The organism is Leptolyngbya sp. FACHB-261 (assembly GCF_014696065.1).
Taxonomy (GTDB): Bacteria; Cyanobacteriota; Cyanobacteriia; order FACHB-261; family FACHB-261; genus FACHB-261.
On the sequence record NZ_JACJPL010000031.1, the window covers coordinates 794,327 to 812,428 of the forward strand.

Below are 18,102 nucleotides of genomic sequence, written 5' to 3' on the forward strand. Positions count from 1 at the left end.
TTGACTATACATCATGATAATAGGGTCGATAGTTCTGAACTGACAAGATGGCTGACAGACGCCCCAAACGAAGAAGCTTGAAATCCCTACTCTTCGAGACTCTACTTAAGGAGTGGGGGGTTTGGCTTACGATTGTTATTCTTCTATTGGCAACACTACTATTCTCTACTCAGCTTGCCACCTGGTTAGAGAAAGCAGCCTTTATCAAGGTTCTCGACTCTCTCAGCAAACTCGGCTTACTGATCGCTATCATTGCCTTTTTAAGAGAAATCCCAAAGTGGGAGGAAAGAGCGGCAGAAGAAGCAAAGCGAAGACAATTCGAGTATTGGAAAGCAATTGACGCAGCAAACGCAGCTAGGGAATCTTCACCTGATGGACGCTTCACCAGTTATGCCTTGACAATAGCGCTTGAGAACTTAGCACAAGAGCATGACGAGAAAGGCAACCCAATCAAAATGCGCAATGTCGATCTTTCAGGAGCGAACTTAGAAGACGGCATCAAGCTTTCCAGGATAGATCTCAGTCTTTGCAAGTTTAGATACGCCAATCTTAGTGGAGCTGATTTTAGTCAAAGCAGCCTACGCAGAGCCAATTTTGCAAGAGCAAGGCTGTTCGGAACCAACTTTTATGATGCTGATCTCGGGATTGCTGGAACAAGAACCATTTTTAAACAAGCTGTATATGATGAGAGAACCATATTTCCAGCAGGGTTTAATCCTGAAGAGGCAGGAGCATTTAAGATAGCTCCTGAAGTTTCTCTCAAAAACGCTCCCTTAACCAAAGCCCTTCTATGGGACGCCGATCTTGAGAAAGCCGACTTAGATGCGGCTGACCTCGAAAGAGCAACACTTGATGGCTCAAACCTTAAAGAGGCTAATCTCCGAGAAGCTAATCTTCAGGAAGTTAAGGCTAGAAACGTTAATTTTCAAGGAGCGGATCTTTCCAAAGCTGACTTACGGGAAGCCAATCTTTTTGACGCAATCCTCGACAACGCAAACATTCGAGAGACGAACTTTGAAAATGCAGAACACATAACCGTAGAGCAAATTAAATCGGCTCAGAACTGGGAACAAGCAATATACGATGATAACTTCCGTAAGAAGCTAGGACTAAACCCATAGGTTAGAGCCCATTATCAGCGATCTGAAGCAGATGAACGCATAGCTCTGCATTCATGATCTTTGCCTTCTCCACAGGTATAATGTTACATCGCAGGCAGTATTTGTATTGCGCTTACCATAAGCACTGCAGTTGCGGATTCAGAGCAGGATGCTGCCCTTTAAAAGCATAGAGTTTGTAAGGGCAATCCCTGCTAGTTGCCTTCATCCTTAGCAGAGCAGGCAAAGACTCGACTCAACAGAATTCATCGCCCTGGTATTGACCGATGCCAAAATTTCTGGCGCTGAACCAGTACCACTTGCCAGCAACTATAAAATGACAGAGACTGCTGCTCAGCTGTTCACAGAAATGAAAAGGTATGAGCCATGACCTCTAATACTGAGAAACTGCTCCAAGAACTAGGGCAACAATACGAGGGAGCCACGATGCAACCTCTGTATACAGCTGTAGTTACAGTAACCCCTGGGCCAGAGGGACACGCCCGACTATCCAGTCACGCCCGCAGTTCTGATGGGCTACTAGATCTGAACTTAGCATTTCCAGCTGAGCTAGGGGGACACGGCCAAGGAACGAATCCCGAACAACTGTTTGCAGCTGGCTATGCAGCCTGTTTTCATGGCGCACTTGCCCTAGTTTCTAGAAAAGCAGGCGTTGATGCCTCTAAAGCAACTGTCACCTGCTCTGTAACGATTGGCAGAGATCCTACAGACGGTGGCTATATGCTTGCGGCTAAGTTAACAGTCGAGATTCCGGGTGCAGACCACGCGAAAGCCGAGCAGGCAGTTGCTCAAGCGCACCAGCTTTGCCCCTACTCAAAAGCGATTCGTGGCAATGTCGATGTGCAGGTGACCGTAGTTTGATTTGCCTGTGGGTTATACTATCGGTCCCATACCAGAGCAACAAGTGAGTCAACAGAGCAGCTGCGAGATAGTGGCAACTAATTCTATGTCTTATCTATTGATGCGATGAATCAAAAATCGTTGCAGAAGCGCAGCCTCTATCGCTCTGAACCTGTTGCCTATTTGCTGATTGAAAAGCTACATCTCTCTCCCTTCAGTCTTGGGCTACTTTCAATCGTGCTCGTCGCGGGGCTTTATTTAATTGCAGCTTGGGTGAGCAACACCTTATGGTCCAAGCCAGGGCAGGTAGGCTTACTTCAAGACTGGTTTCCCTGGTTTTGGATCCTGTTCATCAATCCAGTGGTTTCGGGATATTATTTGTGGAGTTTTCAAGCCATTGACCATGTTGTTCAGGAGCTTGAAGCATCTGATGTGGTGGAAACCGATCAATCAGAAATTGATCAGATTATTTTCAGCTTCTACCACCAAAAATGGCGCAAGCTTCTGGCCTTGGCTACTGCAGTTGGTTACAGTACCTTCGTTTTCGTCACCCAATCTAGCTTAAAAAATAATTGGTATGGTTCCGGACTCCTGCCAAATTTGGCTGTCACCATTGCCACATTTGCCGTAGTGTACACGGGCGCTGTGCTGGTCTTGAACCTTATTACTAATCTCCGGGTTCTGCATCGTATCCTCCAAGAAAAACAGCTTAATATCAATCCTCTGCATCCAGACCGTTGCGGTGGGCTTCAACCACTAAGTGACTATTCCCTAAAGACTGCATATTTAGCTGCTGTTTTAGGCATAATGGTTGGGCTCATTGAATATCAGTTCATCAGTCAAGGAGTTGATCGGGTTTATTGGTTTGTCCATCTCATCATCCCACTCCACATTGCTTTATCAATCGCCTGTTTCTATGGCCCTCTACTAGCGGCCCATAGGGGAATGAGAAAAGCGAAGGAAGATCTCTTACACAAGATTGCTCGACAGTTTCAAGCGGATTACTCTCAGATTCATACCAGCCTGACCGGAGACGCAGAGGTTCTTAAGAAGGGTAGCGAGAAAATTAAGGAGCTTCGTGCTTTCTACACCCTGACTGACGAATTTCCCGTGTGGCCCTTCGATGTTCAAACTTTCCGCCGGTTTCTGCTGACTGTGCCTAGCCCTCTCCTACCTCTACTACCAAAGCTAATAGGAATTCTGCTCAAAAAGTGGGGCATTGAGATTGGCTAATTCAGAATCCAGAATGAACAGAGGAGTGACCACCTAGAATTAGTCAGAAAAAATAGCTTTATGCTCTCATTTACACCCTCACAAGCCAAGCCCGATAGTTCAGGAAACTACCGGGCTTGGCTTGATGGGAAGATAGAAAACTTCGCTTTCAGCAGTTATATCTAACGCCTCTAAAACTGATCTCAACTCCCCATCATGCAGCTCATGGTGCAGACACAAGCCGACTGTTATCGATTAGCAGTTGCCACTTCTTGCTGGAGCTTGCTCTTGGCCGCTTTGAACTCGCTAGCCATTTGCTCTTTCTGCTCGCTGCTGCAATTCTTATCGATTGACGCGAACATCGTGCTTTCCTCCTGGCGGATGTGGTCACCCACCATTTCCATAAGATCCTTGACCTTAGATCTGAACTCGTCCGCTGAAGCAGGGTCAATTGCCTTGATCTCGTCAAGCATCCGCTTCATTTCGGCTTGCTCATCGTACAGCTCTTGCGTGTCCCCCTCGCCGTAGAACGGGCGAACTTTCGGGTAGACAACTTCTTCTTCAGCCTGGGCATGGACCAATAGATCTTTGTAAAGCTGGCTGAAATACTCTTGGAGCTTCTGAGGATCTTTCGTCGCTCCGATTTCGGTGAAGATGGTATTCACCTTGTTGTGGTCCAGCCGGATCAGGGTCTGAATGTTCATGTCCTGCTTGTCTGTGTTCTGGGTAATCACGCTACCCGCAACACCCGACAGGGCAGCAACTGCATCCTGCACGCGCGCCCAAAGCCCTTGCTTGGCTTCTTTGCCGGTCATCTCACGGACACCCACCTGTTCCAGCACACCCTTGAGCTGTTCTTGGTGAGCACGGCCCTCGAAGTTGACCGTATTCAAAGGCGTAATCGCCACTTCAATATCAGCCCCTACTACCTGAGCGGCTTTGTGGATCATGATTCCACTCATCGCCTGACCATGCTTCATCAGTTCGTGATGCATGAGTTTCTGGTAGAACGTAAACTCATCGCCCGACATCATCTGCTCGAACTGCGGAATAAATATGTTGGTCGCAGCACTAGGTTCAGATTGAATGCCGTATTGAACGATCACGGTCTCTATAATGCCTAGGTTTTTGCGGTCATCCTCAAGCATGTTCTGAAGACGCTCACGGACATCGTCGTAAGGGCAGACGTCGATGAGCTTTTGATCATTCGAGATAATCAAATTTTGAAAAGCCTTAAGATCTGCCAATCTCTCGCCGATGGCAAGCCGTTTGGTATCGTCTAGTGTTGTAGCCATGCTGGATGCTCCTACAAAGAAGTAAAGTGACAAAAATGCTTGAATACCTTGATCCTGGCGGTGAACCCGTTCTCGTCCACCCGACCAAAGTTAGATGTTTTGATTGAGCCCACAGGCAGCTAGCCGCCGAGGAAGACCTATAGTAGAGCGCAGTTGTGATGGCCAAGCGTTACAGAGCCCCTGGTTTGAGAGCCAGTTTTATGTTCTGACCTGTCTGTCGTTGGCAAGTGCGTTACGGCATTGCTTTAGAACTAATCAATAAGCCTCTAGCAGAAGTGCCTTAGCTAAAACCTTAAGAGCTCTGTTATCACTGCCTTATTGAGCAAGCTACAGGACAAAATACGAGTTTTAATGCCTTACTCGTTGGAATCCTAGTTCTGTATATAGCCCTATAAAGTAGACTGCATCAGAAACAAGCTTTAATTTCAAGGGCTAGTGACACTGGGGTTTAAGGCCTATGGGGCAGTCTGTATCTGCCTAAATCACTACTGGGCAGCCCAGCACTTTGTTCAGGTTTCAGTTGTCCGGGCAATGTCCGGGCAGGAGAAGTGACGCCAGTAGAAGTGGGGGAGGAAACCTCACTCTGAGCTGAGGATAGTGCCCTGCTGGGACCGTTGCTTCAGCGGAGCGGCAGACAGCGGACAAAGTCGGAAACCCAGAGGGGAAGACGTTGATAAAACTTTTTCAAATCAACACCCCACTCAGGTATTAGAGCAAACTGGCACCTGCCCAGTCAAAGCTCTATGGTGCTGGTAATGTGTGTGAGGAGGTACGAAGCATGAACAAAATGTGGTGTGAGTCCCGCCTCAGTAGAACGGTTAGACGGTGGGCCACGCTGGGTGGTTTCACTTTGAGCAGCCTGCTCCAGGCAGCCCCACTTCTGGCACAAACGCCCTTACCATCAGCAGAACTTTGCCCGACCGGCACCGTCGTCAACGCCTCTGAAACCGAGCAGAAGTCAGGCGGCAACCTGGCCATGCTGCCCTCGGAGCTGGCGCGGGGTTTAGACCAACAGATCAGCACAGCAATGGGACTATGGGAACGTCTCAACCGCAACCTGGCACCCTGGCCTGGAATTGCCGAGAGCGCCCGCATGGCCCGTGTGCCAGTTCTGATGTATCACGACATCACGGATCAGCCTGAAGTCTTCTTTGATGTCACGCCAGAGCAATTCGAAGCTCGGTTAGAAGAAATCCGAGAAGCAGGCGCAACGCCGATCAGCATGACCCGTCTGGTGCTTAACCTGCGTTTTGGCGTACCTTTACCGCCCAAACCGGTGCTGTTGAGCTTTGACGACGGCTATGCAGGCCACTACAAGTTTGTCTTGCCCCTGCTGAAGCGCTACAACTACCCAGCGACTTTCGCGGTTTATATCGGTGCCCTGGACAAGCAAACTCAGGCTGATGCAGCAGGTAAGGCCGTCCCCGGTCGCGCCCACATCACCTGGGACCAGCTACGCGAGATCGCCAACAGTGGTTTGGCCACGATCGTCGCTCACTCCGTCTCTCACCCCGAAGACCTCACCAAGCTGGACGACGCGCAACTCCAGGCGGAGATTCTGACCTCTAAGCAACGCCTAGAGCAGGAATTGGGCCTGCCTATTCCCTACTTTGCCTACCCGGCAGGGCACCACGATGAGCGAGTGGTCGCGCAAGTAGCCGCAGCAGGCTTCCAAGCAGCGCTGACCATGAGCAATGACGAAGAGGAGGAGACCTTTGCCGGCAATTCCACGACGCTCCTAGCAATTCAACGTTTCGGTCAGTCTCGCCTCAGAGAAGTCCTACCTCAAGCTTGGGCAGGACCGCCCTTCAGCTTGCCGAGCGGCGGCATCACCTTCAATACACCGGTCGCGGTCAACAATGTTGACTCGGATGGACTTGCCCTAACTCTGATTAGCGGTGGACGCCCTCGCACCTTCCATGCCGACACTCGTTATCAAGTCGCTGACATCCTGGCGCAATCGGGAGCGACGGCCGCTGTGGATGGTGGTTTTTTCTCTCTAGAACACATCGATTCCAATCAAATGATTGGTCCTGTGCTCAGTCAGAACACTGGGCAATTCATCCCAGACTCCATCAACGATTTGAAGAAGATGGGCGGGCGGCCTCTGGTGCTGATTGGCCCTCGCAGTGTACGGTATGTGCCCTTTAACGGTCAAAAGCACAACAGCCTGGAGGGGATTCAGGCCGAGATGCCAGATGTCACCGATGCTTTTGTCGCTGCTGCTTGGTTAGTAAAAGCAGGAGTGGGTCAGCCCTCCAGCAGCTTCCGTGACCTCTACGGCTTCGACGCCATGCGGCAGCGAGCCTTTTGGGGCATTAACGAGCAGGGGCAACCGGTGGTCGGCGTGAGCCATGACCGAGTTGACGCGGTTGCCTTGGGACGGGCCCTTGCAGCAGCGGGCTTGCGCGAAGCGGTGATGCTCGACTCTGGAGCGAGTACCTCCTTGGCCTACCGCAACGAGTCACTGGTGAGTTATCTGCCTCGTCCGGTCCCCCACGCGGTCACTCTGTCTGACCAGACGCAGCCAACGCTTGCCAACTGCGCCCCACTGAATACAACCAGCACAACCAGCAGCATCAACCGTCAGTAGGGACAAGACAAAGTAAGGGCGAGGAAACCTCGCCCTTACTTTATGTGGCTTTAGTACAGTCTGGTAGGGGTGGGGTCTCCCCACCCACTTACCACCTATCCCGTGTCCTTTCTGTCCTGTGCCCTTAGCTTGCGTGCTTGCGGAACACCAGCGTGACGTTGTGACCACCGAAGCCGAAAGAATTAGAAAGCGCTACATCTACAAGCTGTTCACGACTGACGTTGGGCACGTAGTCCAAGTCGCAACCTTCATCAGGGTTTTCCAGGTTGATCGTGGGGGGGACGCGGTCATTGGCCACAGCCATTGCCGTTGCCACCGCTTCGATGCCGCCGGAGCCGCCCAGCAGGTGCCCGGTCATCGACTTGGTGGAACTCACCGTTATGCGGTGGGCATGGTCACCGAGCGCTTTTTTAATGGCTAAGGTTTCCGTGGGGTCATTCACAGGCGTGCTGGTGCCGTGGGCGTTGATATAGCTCACCTGATCTGGGGTGATGCCTGCATCCTTCAGCGCCATCTGGATTGCGCGGGCTGCCCCATCCCCACCCGGCGTGGGCGAGGTCATGTGGTAGGCATCGCAGGTAACGCCGTAGCCCAAGATTTCAGCGTAGATTTCGGCGCCCCGACTGAGCGCATGCTCCAGTTCTTCAAGAATCAGGATGCCTGAGCCTTCACCTAAGACGAAACCGTCACGGTCTCGATCAAAGGGCCGACTGGCGTGGGCAGGGTCATCGTTACGCGTAGAGAGCGTGCGAGCTGAGGCAAAGCCTGCCACGGCTAAGGGAGTGATCGCCGCTTCTGTACCGCCACAGATCATGGCTTGGGCCAAACCCCGCTGCACAAAGCGGAAGGCATCACCTACGGCATTGGAACCTGCGGCGCAGGCGGTGACTGGGCAGGAATTAGGGCCTTTGGCTCCGGTGTGAATGGCAGTCAGACCGGCAGCCATATTCGCGATCATCATGGGGACCATGAAGGGGCTGCAACGGTCTGGGCCACGGTTCATCAGCACTTCGTGCTGGTCTTCCAGCACCTTCAGGCCGCCGATGCCAGTCCCGATGATGACGCCGACCTGCTCAGCATTCAGGTCCGTGATCTCCAATTGGGCATCTGCTAAAGCTTGCTTGCTTGCGGCAATTGCAAATTGCGCAAAGCGATCCATGCGCTTGGCCTCTTTGGCAGCCATGTGGTCTTGGGGATTGAAGCCCTTGACCTCACCCGCGATTCGGCAGTCGTGACGAGAGGTGTCAAATTGGGTGATCAAACCAATACCATTGCGGCCTGCCATCAAGCCCGTCCAGTAGTCTGCCAGGGTATTGCCTAGGGGAGTGATGGCTCCCATACCCGTAACAACAACACGCTTCAACACGGAGCTTCGCTCGGACAAATCGAGGTTAGACATGGATCGGCTTGCAAGAACCTTAAAAGAAATTCAATCGAAGCAGGATCAGGCCGCAGCTTTCTTTTTATCGATGTAATCTACTGCGCTTTGAACGGTAGCAATCCCTTCTGCATCTTCGTCAGGAATTTCCAGTTCAAATTCTTCTTCTAGGGCCATAACCAGCTCTACGGTGTCTAAGGAGTCAGCCCCCAAGTCGTTGGCGAAACTGGCTTCCGGCTTGACTTCGGCCGGATCGACACCCAGTTGTTCAGCCACGATTTTCTTGACTTTTTCGTACGTCTCACTCATGGGGACTGTTAGCTCCTTGAAAACTGTTCAGTAGTAGACATCCTTCCAATCTTATCTGAAAGGGGCACACTCACATGACCATGCCACCGTCCACATTAAACACTTGGCCGGTAATATAAGCAGCTGCCGGATCAGCGGCCAAAAAGCGCACCATACCGGCCACTTCAGCAGCCTCACCATAGCGGCCGAGGGGAATGAATTTGAGGATTTCCTCGGTGTTCTTGAGGTCGGCAGTCATATCAGTGGCGATGAAACCGGGGGCTACAGCGTTGGCCGTAATGCCACGGCTGGAAAGCTCCTTGGCAACCGTTTTCGTGAAACCGATCACGCCTGCTTTAGCCGCGCTGTAGTTGGCCTGACCAGGGTTGCCCATTTGTCCTGCCACTGAGGCGATGTTGATGATGCGACCACGACGCTGTTTAACCATGGGCTTAGTCGCTGCCCGCGTACAGAGAAACACGCCGGTCAAGTTGAGGTCGATCACCGCTTGCCAGTCTTCGGGCTTCATGCGCATCAGCAGGCCATCGCGGGTGATGCCGGCGTTGTTGACTAGCACGTCCAATTGGCCCCATTTCTCCGCCACGGTTGCAAATAGGGTATCCACTTGGTCGACTTTCGAGACATCGGCTTGGACGGCTAAGCCATCGCCTCCGGCTTGCTGAAGTTCTTGCACCAGCGCCTCAGCCGCTTCACCGGAACGGGCATAGTTGATGGCAACTTTGGCTCCCTCGGCGGCGAAGGCTAAGGCAATCGCCCGACCGATACCCCGCGATGCCCCTGTGACAATGGCAACTTGATCCTGTAAAGCTTTCACACGCTTTCTGTCCTCGGCTAGCCTGAGCAGCAGACAATAAATGTAGCAGTCAGTGGGGACAGCAGAGCGATGGGACGCCTCAATCCGTTTTCGCTTCAGATGCAAATCACGCGCATGTTCGAGCAAGGCCAGTCTTTCTTCGCTCCGCCTCGGGTGGAAGCCTGGCTACGTGAACACAACCACAACCCCTCAGACTACGAAATTCTGTTCCATCAAGAAGTTGCCCCGCCAGGTGCCTCCTCCCCAATCCAGGTGCGCATTGAGCTACGCCGCCGCGACGGGCAACCCGTTGACGAGTGGCTCCAAGCTGAAGTCAATCGGCAGTCTTAAATATTGGCAGCCCTGACATTGAAAGCCCAAGCTTGCCAGCCCAACATCGCGAACCCAAGCTTGCCAGCCTTGTCGCGTAGTCAAAGCCTAAACAGCAGTACACCTGTTGAGACTTGGGGGCCTGACTTGGTTGGGACTTACTTAGTTGGGACTTGTAGGGGCATGGCAATGCCATGCTCCATGAAGCGTCCTCAGGCAAATCGCAATTGCTGACCAATGCCCATTGCTCGAGCTTTAGTCAGCAGAGCGTGACCTAGAGCAATATCACTGGTCGATAAGCCGCGATGCCACAGCAGGATCGTTTCGACGTCGCTGGTCCGACCGGCTTTGTGGCCTGTCACAATCTCGCCCAGTTCAGCGTAAAGAGTCTGTTCGCTTAAGCGGCCTGTCTCGACATGGGCACGCAGAGAGCCGAACTTGCCCTGTTTACACTGGCCCCAGTCATCAACCACGATTTTGCTCATGAGATCAGTTAGCGACAGTTCGACCGCGCTCATCGTGCCATAGGGCGCCACGAAGGCACCGGGCTGGATCCATTCGCTTTTTAGGAGTGGTGTGGGGGCGTTCAAGCGGGAGGCCTCGACTACGATGTCGGCCCCGCGCACGCAGGACTCCCAGTCATCGGTGGCGATCACTGGCTTGCCTAGATCTTCGGATAAGCGAGCGGCAAACGAGTCTCGGCTCTCGGGACGGCGCGAATGGACCCGGATTGTCGAGAAGTCAAAGAGGTGGTCGAGCAAACGAACGTTCCAGTAAGCGGTGCCCCTTGCGCCGATGTGGGCGAGCACGCGACTGTTGCGTCGAGCCAGATATTTAGCGCCAATCGCAGTCACAGCGCCCGTTCGCATCTCGGTAATCGCCGTGGCATCAAGCAGGGCAACGGGTATTCCCGTTCGCGGATCGAACAGATTCAGCAGCGCCATCTCCGAGGGCAGGCCGCGCTGGTAGTTCTCCACGTAGTCGCCGACAATCTTGACGCCAGCCAGTTGAAGCGGCGCAATGTAGCCTCGCAGAATATTGAAATGTCCCTGAAAAGCGGGATCCGGCTCCAGATGCACACGGGGCTCAATGACAGTTTCACCAGCGCCTTGCGCCCGTAGCCCCTCCTCGACTGCGGCCAGGATTTCGTCATTGGTCAGAGCGAGAGCACTGACATCGAGGCCATTGAGGTAGGTGAAGTAAATGGGATCCATTGAGTTGTTTTAGGAGTGGTTCGGTAAAAATGTTTTGTGGCTCATCAGTTCCCCCACCGCAGGCGTCAGGTTCTGCTGCTCTTGCACGGACTGTAAAGACTCATCGTCCAGTTTCCGAGGCTCGTGAATGAGAATTGAGGACTCGTGCGCGAGATGTTAAATCTCATTGACGAGGATCAAAGACTCGCCCACGAGTTCTAAAGCCTGGCCGCTGATTCATAACCAGTCTCAACTCAAAAGCTCTGCCAGAACAGCGCCATAGCAAGCCTGGATGGGCTCCTCTAGCACATGCCGACCTCCTTGAACTACCCAGCGGCCACCGACCATGACATCGCGCACGCAGCGGTTATCGCCGGAGAAGATCAGGCCATCTAGGAGCTGCGTTTGATCACGACCGAGTAAAGCCGGATGCTCGGAGTTGAGGACGACCAGGTCAGCCCGACAGCCGGGAGCCAGCTTACCAATTGGCCGCTGGAGCGCTTGAGTGCCACCGGCTAACGCCCGCCGATACAGAAACTCGCCAACCGAAGGGATCTCAGCGCTGCATAGGAGATTGCGACGTTGGTGAAGCAGGCGCTGGCCGTACTCCAACCAGCGCAACTCCTCAATCGGGTTGACGGAGATATGACTATCCGAGCCGATGCCGATCTGGCCTCCCTGCCGCAGAAAGTCAACAGCGGGAAACAGACCGTCGCCCAGATTGGCTTCCGTGGTCGGGCATAGTCCAACCACAGCGCCACTAGCAGCCAAACGCGCCGTCTCGTCTGGGCTCATGTGAGTCGCATGCACCAGGCACCAGCGAGGCGAGAGGGGCATGTGATTCAGCAACCACTCCACGGGCCGCAAGCCGCTCCAGGCGATGCAGTCATTAACTTCCTGCATCTGCTCGGCCACATGGATATGGATCGGCGCTTTGGCATCGCGGCTGTCAATCGCAGCTAGCACCTCCTGCAATAGCTCCGGTGCCACTGCCCGCAACGAGTGCGGGGCAACCCCCAAGCGGAGTTGAGGATCATCCGCGCAGGTTTTCGCCAGTTCGTCCCACAAGCTCAAGAAACTTTCAGCGTCATTGAGAAACCGTCGCTGCTTGGGAGCCGGGTCTATTCCCCCGAAGCCGCTGTAACTGTAGAGAACCGGCAGCAGTGTCAGACCGATACCTGTGGTTTGGGCCGCTCCAATCACTCGGCTAGCGAGTTCACTGCGTTGGGCATAGGCAGCACCCGTGGGGTCATGGTGCAGGTAGTGAAACTCGCCGACTGCCGTGTAACCGGCCTTGAGCAGCTCAACATAGAGTTGGGCCGCAATCGCTTCCAATTGCTCCGGCGTCAGCCGATCCACAAAGTCGTACATCAACTGTCGCCAAGTCCAGAAGCTATCCTCTCCTGTTGCTCCTCGCTCGGTCAGACCCGCCATCGCCCGCTGAAAGCTGTGGGAGTGCAGATTGGGCATCCCTGGCAAAACCGAACCGGCCAGCCGTTCCCCCTCGCCGGTTTGCGCATTAGAAGTCACGGCTGAGATCAAACCCTTGTCATCGATCTCTAAACGCACCTGAGGCGCCCAACCATCCGGCAGCAGTGCGTAGGGAGCCAGCACACTAAACATAGAACGCCTCTGGAGCGCAGGGTCTTGAGCAAGTGGGATGCAATTTGGTTAAACGCACAACTGGCGACCATGCAGGCAGGACGGCCCTATGGTCTCATCCAAGATGGAGCCATTGGGGTCAAGGCGGGCACGATCGCCTGGGTTGGCAAGCGGACCGAGCTGCCCGGCTCGCCTGAAACCCTTGCCGATGCAGTTTTCGAGGCTGGAGGCTGCTGGATCACGCCGGGTCTCATCGACTGCCACACGCACCTAGTCTATGCGGGTAATCGAGCCCGAGAGTTCGAGCTACGCCTGCAAGGCGCTAGCTATGAAGAGATCGCTCGGGCCGGAGGTGGCATTCGCTCAACTGTTGCCGCAACCCGAGAGGCCAGCCCAGAGCTTCTAACCGCTACCGCCGAGCGCAGGCTCAGGGCCTTGCGTAGTCAGGGCGTCACCACCGTTGAGATCAAGTCTGGCTACGGCCTGGATCTGGAAACCGAGGTCAAGATGCTGCGGGTGGCCCGGTCTTTGGCGGAGCATCAGCCAGTTACGATTCGCACGACCTTCCTCGGCGCTCACGCGCTGCCCGTAGAATTTGAGGGCCGCAGTGACGCTTACATTGATTTTGTGTGCGCCGAGGTTTTGCCGGTCGTTGCTCAGGAGGGCTTGGTGGATGCGGTCGATGCCTTTTGCGAGGGGATTGGCTTCTCACCAGCTCAAACCGTCCGCGTCTTCGAAGCGGCCCAGCGCTGGGGTTTGCCCGTGAAACTGCATGCCGATCAGCTCTCAGATTTGGGCGGTGCGGCCCTGGCAGCCCAGTTTCGGGCTCTGTCCGCCGAGCATCTGGAATACACCTCAGTCGAAGGCGTGGCCGCAATGGCGTCGGCAGGCACCGTAGCCGTTCTGCTACCGGGCGCGTTTTACTTTTTGCGGGAGACCCAACTACCGCCGGTGGCGCAATTTCGTCAGCATGGCGTGCCTATGGCCATCGCTACAGACTGCAATCCGGGCAGTTCCCCCACCACGTCTCCACTGTTGATGTTGAATATGGCCTGCACGCTGTTCCAGCTGACTCCCGAGGAGGCATTGACAGGCATGACCCGCAACGCAGCTCTGGCTTTAGGGCTAGCTGAGCAGCGAGGGACTCTGGCAGTGGGTCAGGCAGCCGACTTCGTGCTTTGGGATATCGAGCAGCCCGCGGAATTGGCCTATAGCATCGGCGGCAATCCCTGCCTAAACGTGATTAAAGCAGGCTTTCCGGCACTGCCACCGGCTGAGTTTCCTCAGCCCAATTGAGGGCCGATTCTAGAAGCCGACGCAACACCGGTCTGATGCTAGCTGCCCGTTCTTCCTCAAACGAAAAGGGTGCAACTTCTTGCATGTAAGTTGCCCAAACCAATTCCAATTGGACTGCATGAATGCCTGCGTCGGGGCGACCGTAATGACGCGTGATATAACCACCCTTAAAACGACCATCGAGCACAGCGGTGTAATCGTCTGCTGACTCAGCAATCGCCAGCAAACGCTTGGCCAATTCCGGTGCCGCACTTAAACCACTATTCGTACCCAAGCTAAGGTCTGGTAAGCGACCCGCAAATAAGCGAGGCACATGAGAGCAAATTGAATGGGCATCCCATAACAATGCCACTCCATGTGTAGTTTTGAGACGCGATAATTCGGTTTGAATTTGGTTGTGATAGGGTTGCCAATATTGCTCCCGACGCTCACGGATTTCCTCTGAATCTGGCAATTCGCCCTCGCTATAGATTGGAGAACCGTCGAACAGAGTAGTCGGGCAAAGTTCCGTATTGGCAGCGCCAGGATAGAGGGGGGTGTTGTCGGGAGGGCGATTAAGATCAACGACATAGCGTGAGTAGTTAGCCGCAATCAAGCTGACCCCCAAGTCGGCAGCAAAGTCATACAGGCGGGCAATATGCCAATCTGTATCGGGTAGAACGCGAGCTTGTTTCGTCAGCCGCTCCTCAATATGATTGGGCACGAAAGTGCCGACGTGCGGCATGCTGATCAGTAAAGGTGTTGTTCCTTTATGAAATCGGTAAATTTCCATCTGTGTATAGGTCGCAACAGAAAAAAGGTCTATCGATGAATTTAGGTGGGAAGATTATCAATCTGCATCGGGTGCTTTGAACCAGGATAAAACATGGCAGAACCATTGATTCTTGAAAAAAAGCGGGTTATTCGTGCAGCACGTGGGACTCAACTCAGTGCCAAAAGTTGGCTAACTGAGGCCCCATTACGCCTGCTAATGAATAATTTAGACCCCGAAGTTGCAGAGAATTCAGACCAATTAGTGGTCTATGGCGGCATCGGTCGGGCCGCTCGAAATTGGCAGTGTTTTGACAAATTGGTCGAGGTTCTACGGACCTTAGAAGCAGACGAAACCCTATTGGTTCAATCGGGTAAACCGGTAGGGGTTTTCAAAACTCATGCCGATGCGCCCCGCGTTTTGATTGCCAACTCCAATCTGGTCCCGCATTGGGCAACTTGGGAGCATTTCCACGAACTCGATCGCAAAGGCTTGATGATGTATGGCCAGATGACCGCTGGCTCCTGGATCTACATCGGTACGCAGGGCATCATTCAGGGCACTTATGAAACCTTTGTCGAAGTCGGACGCCAACACTACAAGGGCAACCTCATAGGCAAATGGATCCTGACCGCTGGGTTGGGCGGCATGGGCGGAGCACAACCGCTGGCTGCCACTATGGCGGGGGCTTCGATGCTGGCGGTCGAGTGCCAGGCCAGTCGTATCGAGCGCCGCATTGAGACAGGTTACCTGGACCGGAGAGCCGCCAACTTAGACGAAGCCCTCCAGATTATTGACAACGCCTGTGCCTCAGGCAAGGCCGTATCAGTGGGTCTGCTAGGCAATGCGGCTGAGGTCTACCCGGAGTTACTGCAACGGGGCATCCGGCCTGACATCGTCACCGACCAGACCAGCGCTCACGACCCCCTGAACGGCTACTTGCCGGTGGGCTGGACCTGGGAACAAGCTGAAACGCTGCGGCAACAAGATCCCAAAGCCGTTGAAGCTGCTGCTAAGCAGTCGATGGCACAGCAGGTGCAGGCCATGCTAGCGTTCCACCGCTTGGGGGTACCGACGCTGGACTACGGCAACAACATCCGACAAATGGCTAAAGATGTTGGCGTGGCCGACGCCTTCGACTTTCCAGGCTTTGTGCCCGCTTATATTCGCCCCCTGTTCTGTCGCGGCATCGGACCCTTTCGCTGGGTGGCCCTGTCCGGTGACCCTGAAGATATCTATCGCACCGACACCAAAGTCAAAGAACTGCTGCCCCACGACACGCACCTGCACAACTGGCTAGACCTGGCGCGTGAGCGCATCCAGTTTCAGGGGCTACCGGCTCGCATCTGCTGGGTCGGGCTGGGGGATCGGGCTCGCCTAGGACTGGCATTCAACGAAATGGTAGCGCGAGGTGAAGTCAGTGCGCCGATTGTGATCGGACGAGATCATCTGGACTCTGGCTCTGTGGCTAGCCCTAATCGTGAAACTGAAGGCATGAGCGATGGCTCGGATGCGGTTTCCGATTGGCCACTGCTCAATGCGCTGCTGAACTGCGCGAGTGGTGCCACCTGGGTCAGCTTGCACCACGGCGGCGGTGTGGGCATGGGCTATTCCCAGCATGCGGGCATGGTGATTGTGGCCGACGGCACCGAAGCGGCGGCACACCGGTTGGAACGGGTGCTCACCAATGACCCCGCGACTGGCGTCATGCGCCACGCCGATGCAGGCTATGCCATTGCCCAGGAGAGCGCCCGTGAGCAAGGTCTGAATTTGCCCCTGCTAGAACTTTAAAAATCTATGACCACAGAAGTCTTGGTGCTGTCGGGTCAAAGCCTCGACATTGCTCAGGTAGTGCGCGTGGCTCGAGAACGAGTGCCGGTTGTGTTGTCTGCGGCAGCACGAGAACGCATCCTCGCGTCTAGAGCTGTTGTCGAGCGGCTAGCCCAGGAAGGCAAGCCGATCTACGGCGTTACCACGGGTCTCGGCGAGAAGGCGGGAGTGCGTCTAGAGCCGACTGAGCTTGAGGCTTTTCAAGAACTGGTGGTCTTGAGCCGGAGCGTCGCCGTTGGCCCCTGCCTGCCGACCGAGGTGGTGCGAGCCATGCTGGTGGTCCGGGTCAATGGGCTAGCAGTCGGGGGGGCGGGCACCAGCCTTGAGGTGGTGGAGGCCATGCTGGCAATGCTGAACGCTGGGGTTCATCCTCGCGTACCTGCAATCGGTTCGATTGGTGCTTCAGATTTAGCGCCCCTGGCGCACCTCGCCCTGCCCTTGATTGGTCATGGTGAAGCAGAGTTTCGGGGCGAGCAGTTCTCTGGGGCCGAGGCCCTAAGACGAGCCGGTCTGAGTCCCGTGCGGCTGGGTATTAAGGAGGGCCTGACTCTGTGCAGTGCTAACGCGGTCTCGCTTGGTCAGGGCGCGCTGGTGCTAGCCGATGCCCTGGGCCTTTGGCAAGCGGCGACGATTGCTGCCGCGCTCAGCTTCGAAGGTTTTCGCGCCAATCTCACCCCGTTTGATCCCCGCGTCCAAGCCGCACGACCGGCACCGGGGCAGGCTACAGCGGCAGCACGATTATGCAAACTCTTAGCGGGTAGCGATCTGTGGCAAGCTGGCGCTGCTCGTCGCCTTCAAGACCCGCTCAGCTTTCGCTGCCTGAGCCAGGTTCATGGCGCTTGTCTAGCCTCGTTGGAACTGGCGCAGCACACCCTGGAGAGCGAACTCAATGGAGCCAGTGATAATCCTCTGGTCCTACCTGAGGCAGGCCTGATCCTCTCCAATGGCAACTTCGATATCCCGGCGGTTGCCCTGCAATTGGAAGCGGTTGGCCTATCCCTGTCGATGCTTGCAAACCTGACGGTCGAGCGAGTCAAGCGGCTCATGTCGCCCGTGTTCAGTGGTCTGCCCCTAAGCCTCACGCCCTTGGGCGGCAACCGGACCGGCCTAGCGACCCTACAAAAAACGCTTACTGCTTTGGCCGCAGAGTTGCGCCATCTCGCCGCACCGATCTGTCTATCAGCCATGCCTGTCTCAGACGATGTCGAGGACCATGCGACCCTAGCCCCCCTGGTCACTCGCAAGACGGCAGAGATCCTGATGCGGCTACGCTACATTGTGGCGATTGAACTGTTGGTCGCGGCCCAAGCTATCGACCTGCGCGGGCCTTTGCAGCTCGGGCATGGCGTGGGTGCTGCATTCAAAGCCATCCGGGCCGAGGTGCCGCCTCTGGCAGAAGACCGCATCCTCAGCTCAGATGTGGAGCGCTTGCACAACCTGATTGCCGATGGCACGCTGCTGCGTCAGGTGGCTGCGGCTGAACAGACTGAGACGGCAACCGAGACAGAAGAGAGCTTCGTCCTCGCTAGCCCTGGCTGACGATTTGTCCTCTGATTCAGGGT

At 54.8% G+C, this 18,102-nt stretch carries 15 protein-coding genes; 8 read left to right on the plus strand and 7 right to left on the minus strand.

The annotated features are described in order from the left end of the window. The first annotated feature begins 77 nt into the window (after positions 1 to 77). The 3 genes from H6F94_RS28810 to H6F94_RS28820 all read left to right on the plus strand — a co-directional run bounded on the left by H6F94_RS28810 (position 78) and on the right by H6F94_RS28820 (position 3,191). Positions 78 to 1,121 carry a pentapeptide repeat-containing protein gene (locus H6F94_RS28810; RefSeq protein ID WP_190805693.1) on the plus strand — a complete coding sequence of 348 codons (1,044 nt, stop codon included), beginning with the start codon at positions 78 to 80 and terminating at the stop codon, positions 1,119 to 1,121. A gap of 363 nt (positions 1,122 to 1,484) precedes the next feature. Continuing rightward, on the plus strand, positions 1,485 to 1,979 hold the full coding sequence (locus tag H6F94_RS28815; RefSeq protein WP_190805694.1) for an organic hydroperoxide resistance protein: 495 nt from the start codon (positions 1,485 to 1,487) through the stop codon (positions 1,977 to 1,979). Positions 1,980 to 2,084: 105 nt separating this feature from the next. Then, the gene (locus H6F94_RS28820; protein ID WP_190805695.1) at positions 2,085 to 3,191 is read left to right on the plus strand and encodes a hypothetical protein; all 1,107 of its coding nucleotides are present in this window, start codon (positions 2,085 to 2,087) and stop codon (positions 3,189 to 3,191) included. A 227-nt stretch (positions 3,192 to 3,418) separates the two neighbouring features. On the opposite strand, the gene H6F94_RS28825 is transcribed toward H6F94_RS28820, so the two are convergent. Next, positions 3,419 to 4,465, minus strand: coding sequence for a hemerythrin domain-containing protein (locus H6F94_RS28825; protein ID WP_190805696.1), 1,047 nt, complete (start codon positions 4,463 to 4,465; stop codon positions 3,419 to 3,421). A gap of 778 nt (positions 4,466 to 5,243) precedes the next feature. Between H6F94_RS28825 and H6F94_RS28830 the strand changes: the two genes are divergently transcribed. Next, positions 5,244 to 7,058: a polysaccharide deacetylase family protein gene (locus H6F94_RS28830; protein WP_190805697.1), complete on the plus strand. Its 1,815-nt coding sequence runs from the start codon at positions 5,244 to 5,246 to the stop codon at positions 7,056 to 7,058. A gap of 124 nt (positions 7,059 to 7,182) precedes the next feature. Here the strand turns inward: H6F94_RS28830 and fabF are convergent, their stop codons facing one another. The 3 genes from fabF to fabG all read right to left on the minus strand — a co-directional run bounded on the left by fabF (position 7,183) and on the right by fabG (position 9,559). Next, the gene (gene fabF / locus H6F94_RS28835; RefSeq protein WP_190805698.1) at positions 7,183 to 8,457 is read right to left on the minus strand and encodes a beta-ketoacyl-ACP synthase II; all 1,275 of its coding nucleotides are present in this window, start codon (positions 8,455 to 8,457) and stop codon (positions 7,183 to 7,185) included. A 45-nt stretch (positions 8,458 to 8,502) separates the two neighbouring features. Beyond that, entirely contained in the window at positions 8,503 to 8,745 is a 243-nt protein-coding gene (gene acpP / locus H6F94_RS28840; protein ID WP_190805699.1) for an acyl carrier protein, read from the minus strand. 70 nt (positions 8,746 to 8,815) lie between these two features. Beyond that, positions 8,816 to 9,559, minus strand: coding sequence for a 3-oxoacyl-[acyl-carrier-protein] reductase (gene fabG / locus H6F94_RS28845; protein ID WP_190805700.1), 744 nt, complete (start codon positions 9,557 to 9,559; stop codon positions 8,816 to 8,818). A gap of 69 nt (positions 9,560 to 9,628) precedes the next feature. Here fabG and H6F94_RS28850 point away from each other — a divergent pair, with 69 nt between their 5' ends. After that, positions 9,629 to 9,889, plus strand: a complete 261-nt coding sequence (locus tag H6F94_RS28850) for a hypothetical protein (protein WP_190805701.1) — start codon at positions 9,629 to 9,631, stop codon at positions 9,887 to 9,889. Positions 9,890 to 10,080: 191 nt separating this feature from the next. Here the strand turns inward: H6F94_RS28850 and H6F94_RS28855 are convergent, their stop codons facing one another. Together H6F94_RS28855 and H6F94_RS28860 are read right to left on the minus strand one after the other, a co-directional pair. After that, positions 10,081 to 11,082 (minus strand): ornithine cyclodeaminase family protein, encoded by a 1,002-nt coding sequence (locus tag H6F94_RS28855; RefSeq protein ID WP_190805702.1) that lies wholly within the window; start codon positions 11,080 to 11,082, stop codon positions 10,081 to 10,083. Positions 11,083 to 11,310: 228 nt separating this feature from the next. Then, positions 11,311 to 12,684: a formimidoylglutamate deiminase gene (locus tag H6F94_RS28860; RefSeq protein ID WP_190805703.1), complete on the minus strand. Its 1,374-nt coding sequence runs from the start codon at positions 12,682 to 12,684 to the stop codon at positions 11,311 to 11,313. Positions 12,685 to 12,708: 24 nt separating this feature from the next. Here H6F94_RS28860 and hutI point away from each other — a divergent pair, with 24 nt between their 5' ends. After that, positions 12,709 to 13,959: an imidazolonepropionase gene (gene hutI / locus H6F94_RS28865; protein WP_242041451.1), complete on the plus strand. Its 1,251-nt coding sequence runs from the start codon at positions 12,709 to 12,711 to the stop codon at positions 13,957 to 13,959. Here the strand turns inward: hutI and hutG are convergent. After that, positions 13,907 to 14,731: an N-formylglutamate deformylase gene (gene hutG, locus H6F94_RS28870; RefSeq protein WP_190805704.1), complete on the minus strand. Its 825-nt coding sequence runs from the start codon at positions 14,729 to 14,731 to the stop codon at positions 13,907 to 13,909. The two genes, hutI and hutG, sit on opposite strands and share 53 nt — an antisense overlap. A gap of 93 nt (positions 14,732 to 14,824) precedes the next feature. On the opposite strand from hutG, the gene hutU reads away from it, so the two are divergent. Together hutU and H6F94_RS28880 are read left to right on the plus strand one after the other, a co-directional pair. Beyond that, positions 14,825 to 16,501 carry a urocanate hydratase gene (gene hutU / locus H6F94_RS28875; RefSeq protein WP_190805705.1) on the plus strand — a complete coding sequence of 559 codons (1,677 nt, stop codon included), beginning with the start codon at positions 14,825 to 14,827 and terminating at the stop codon, positions 16,499 to 16,501. Positions 16,502 to 16,507: 6 nt separating this feature from the next. Next, positions 16,508 to 18,079: an HAL/PAL/TAL family ammonia-lyase gene (locus tag H6F94_RS28880; RefSeq protein ID WP_190805706.1), complete on the plus strand. Its 1,572-nt coding sequence runs from the start codon at positions 16,508 to 16,510 to the stop codon at positions 18,077 to 18,079. Positions 18,080 to 18,102 lie beyond the last annotated feature (23 nt).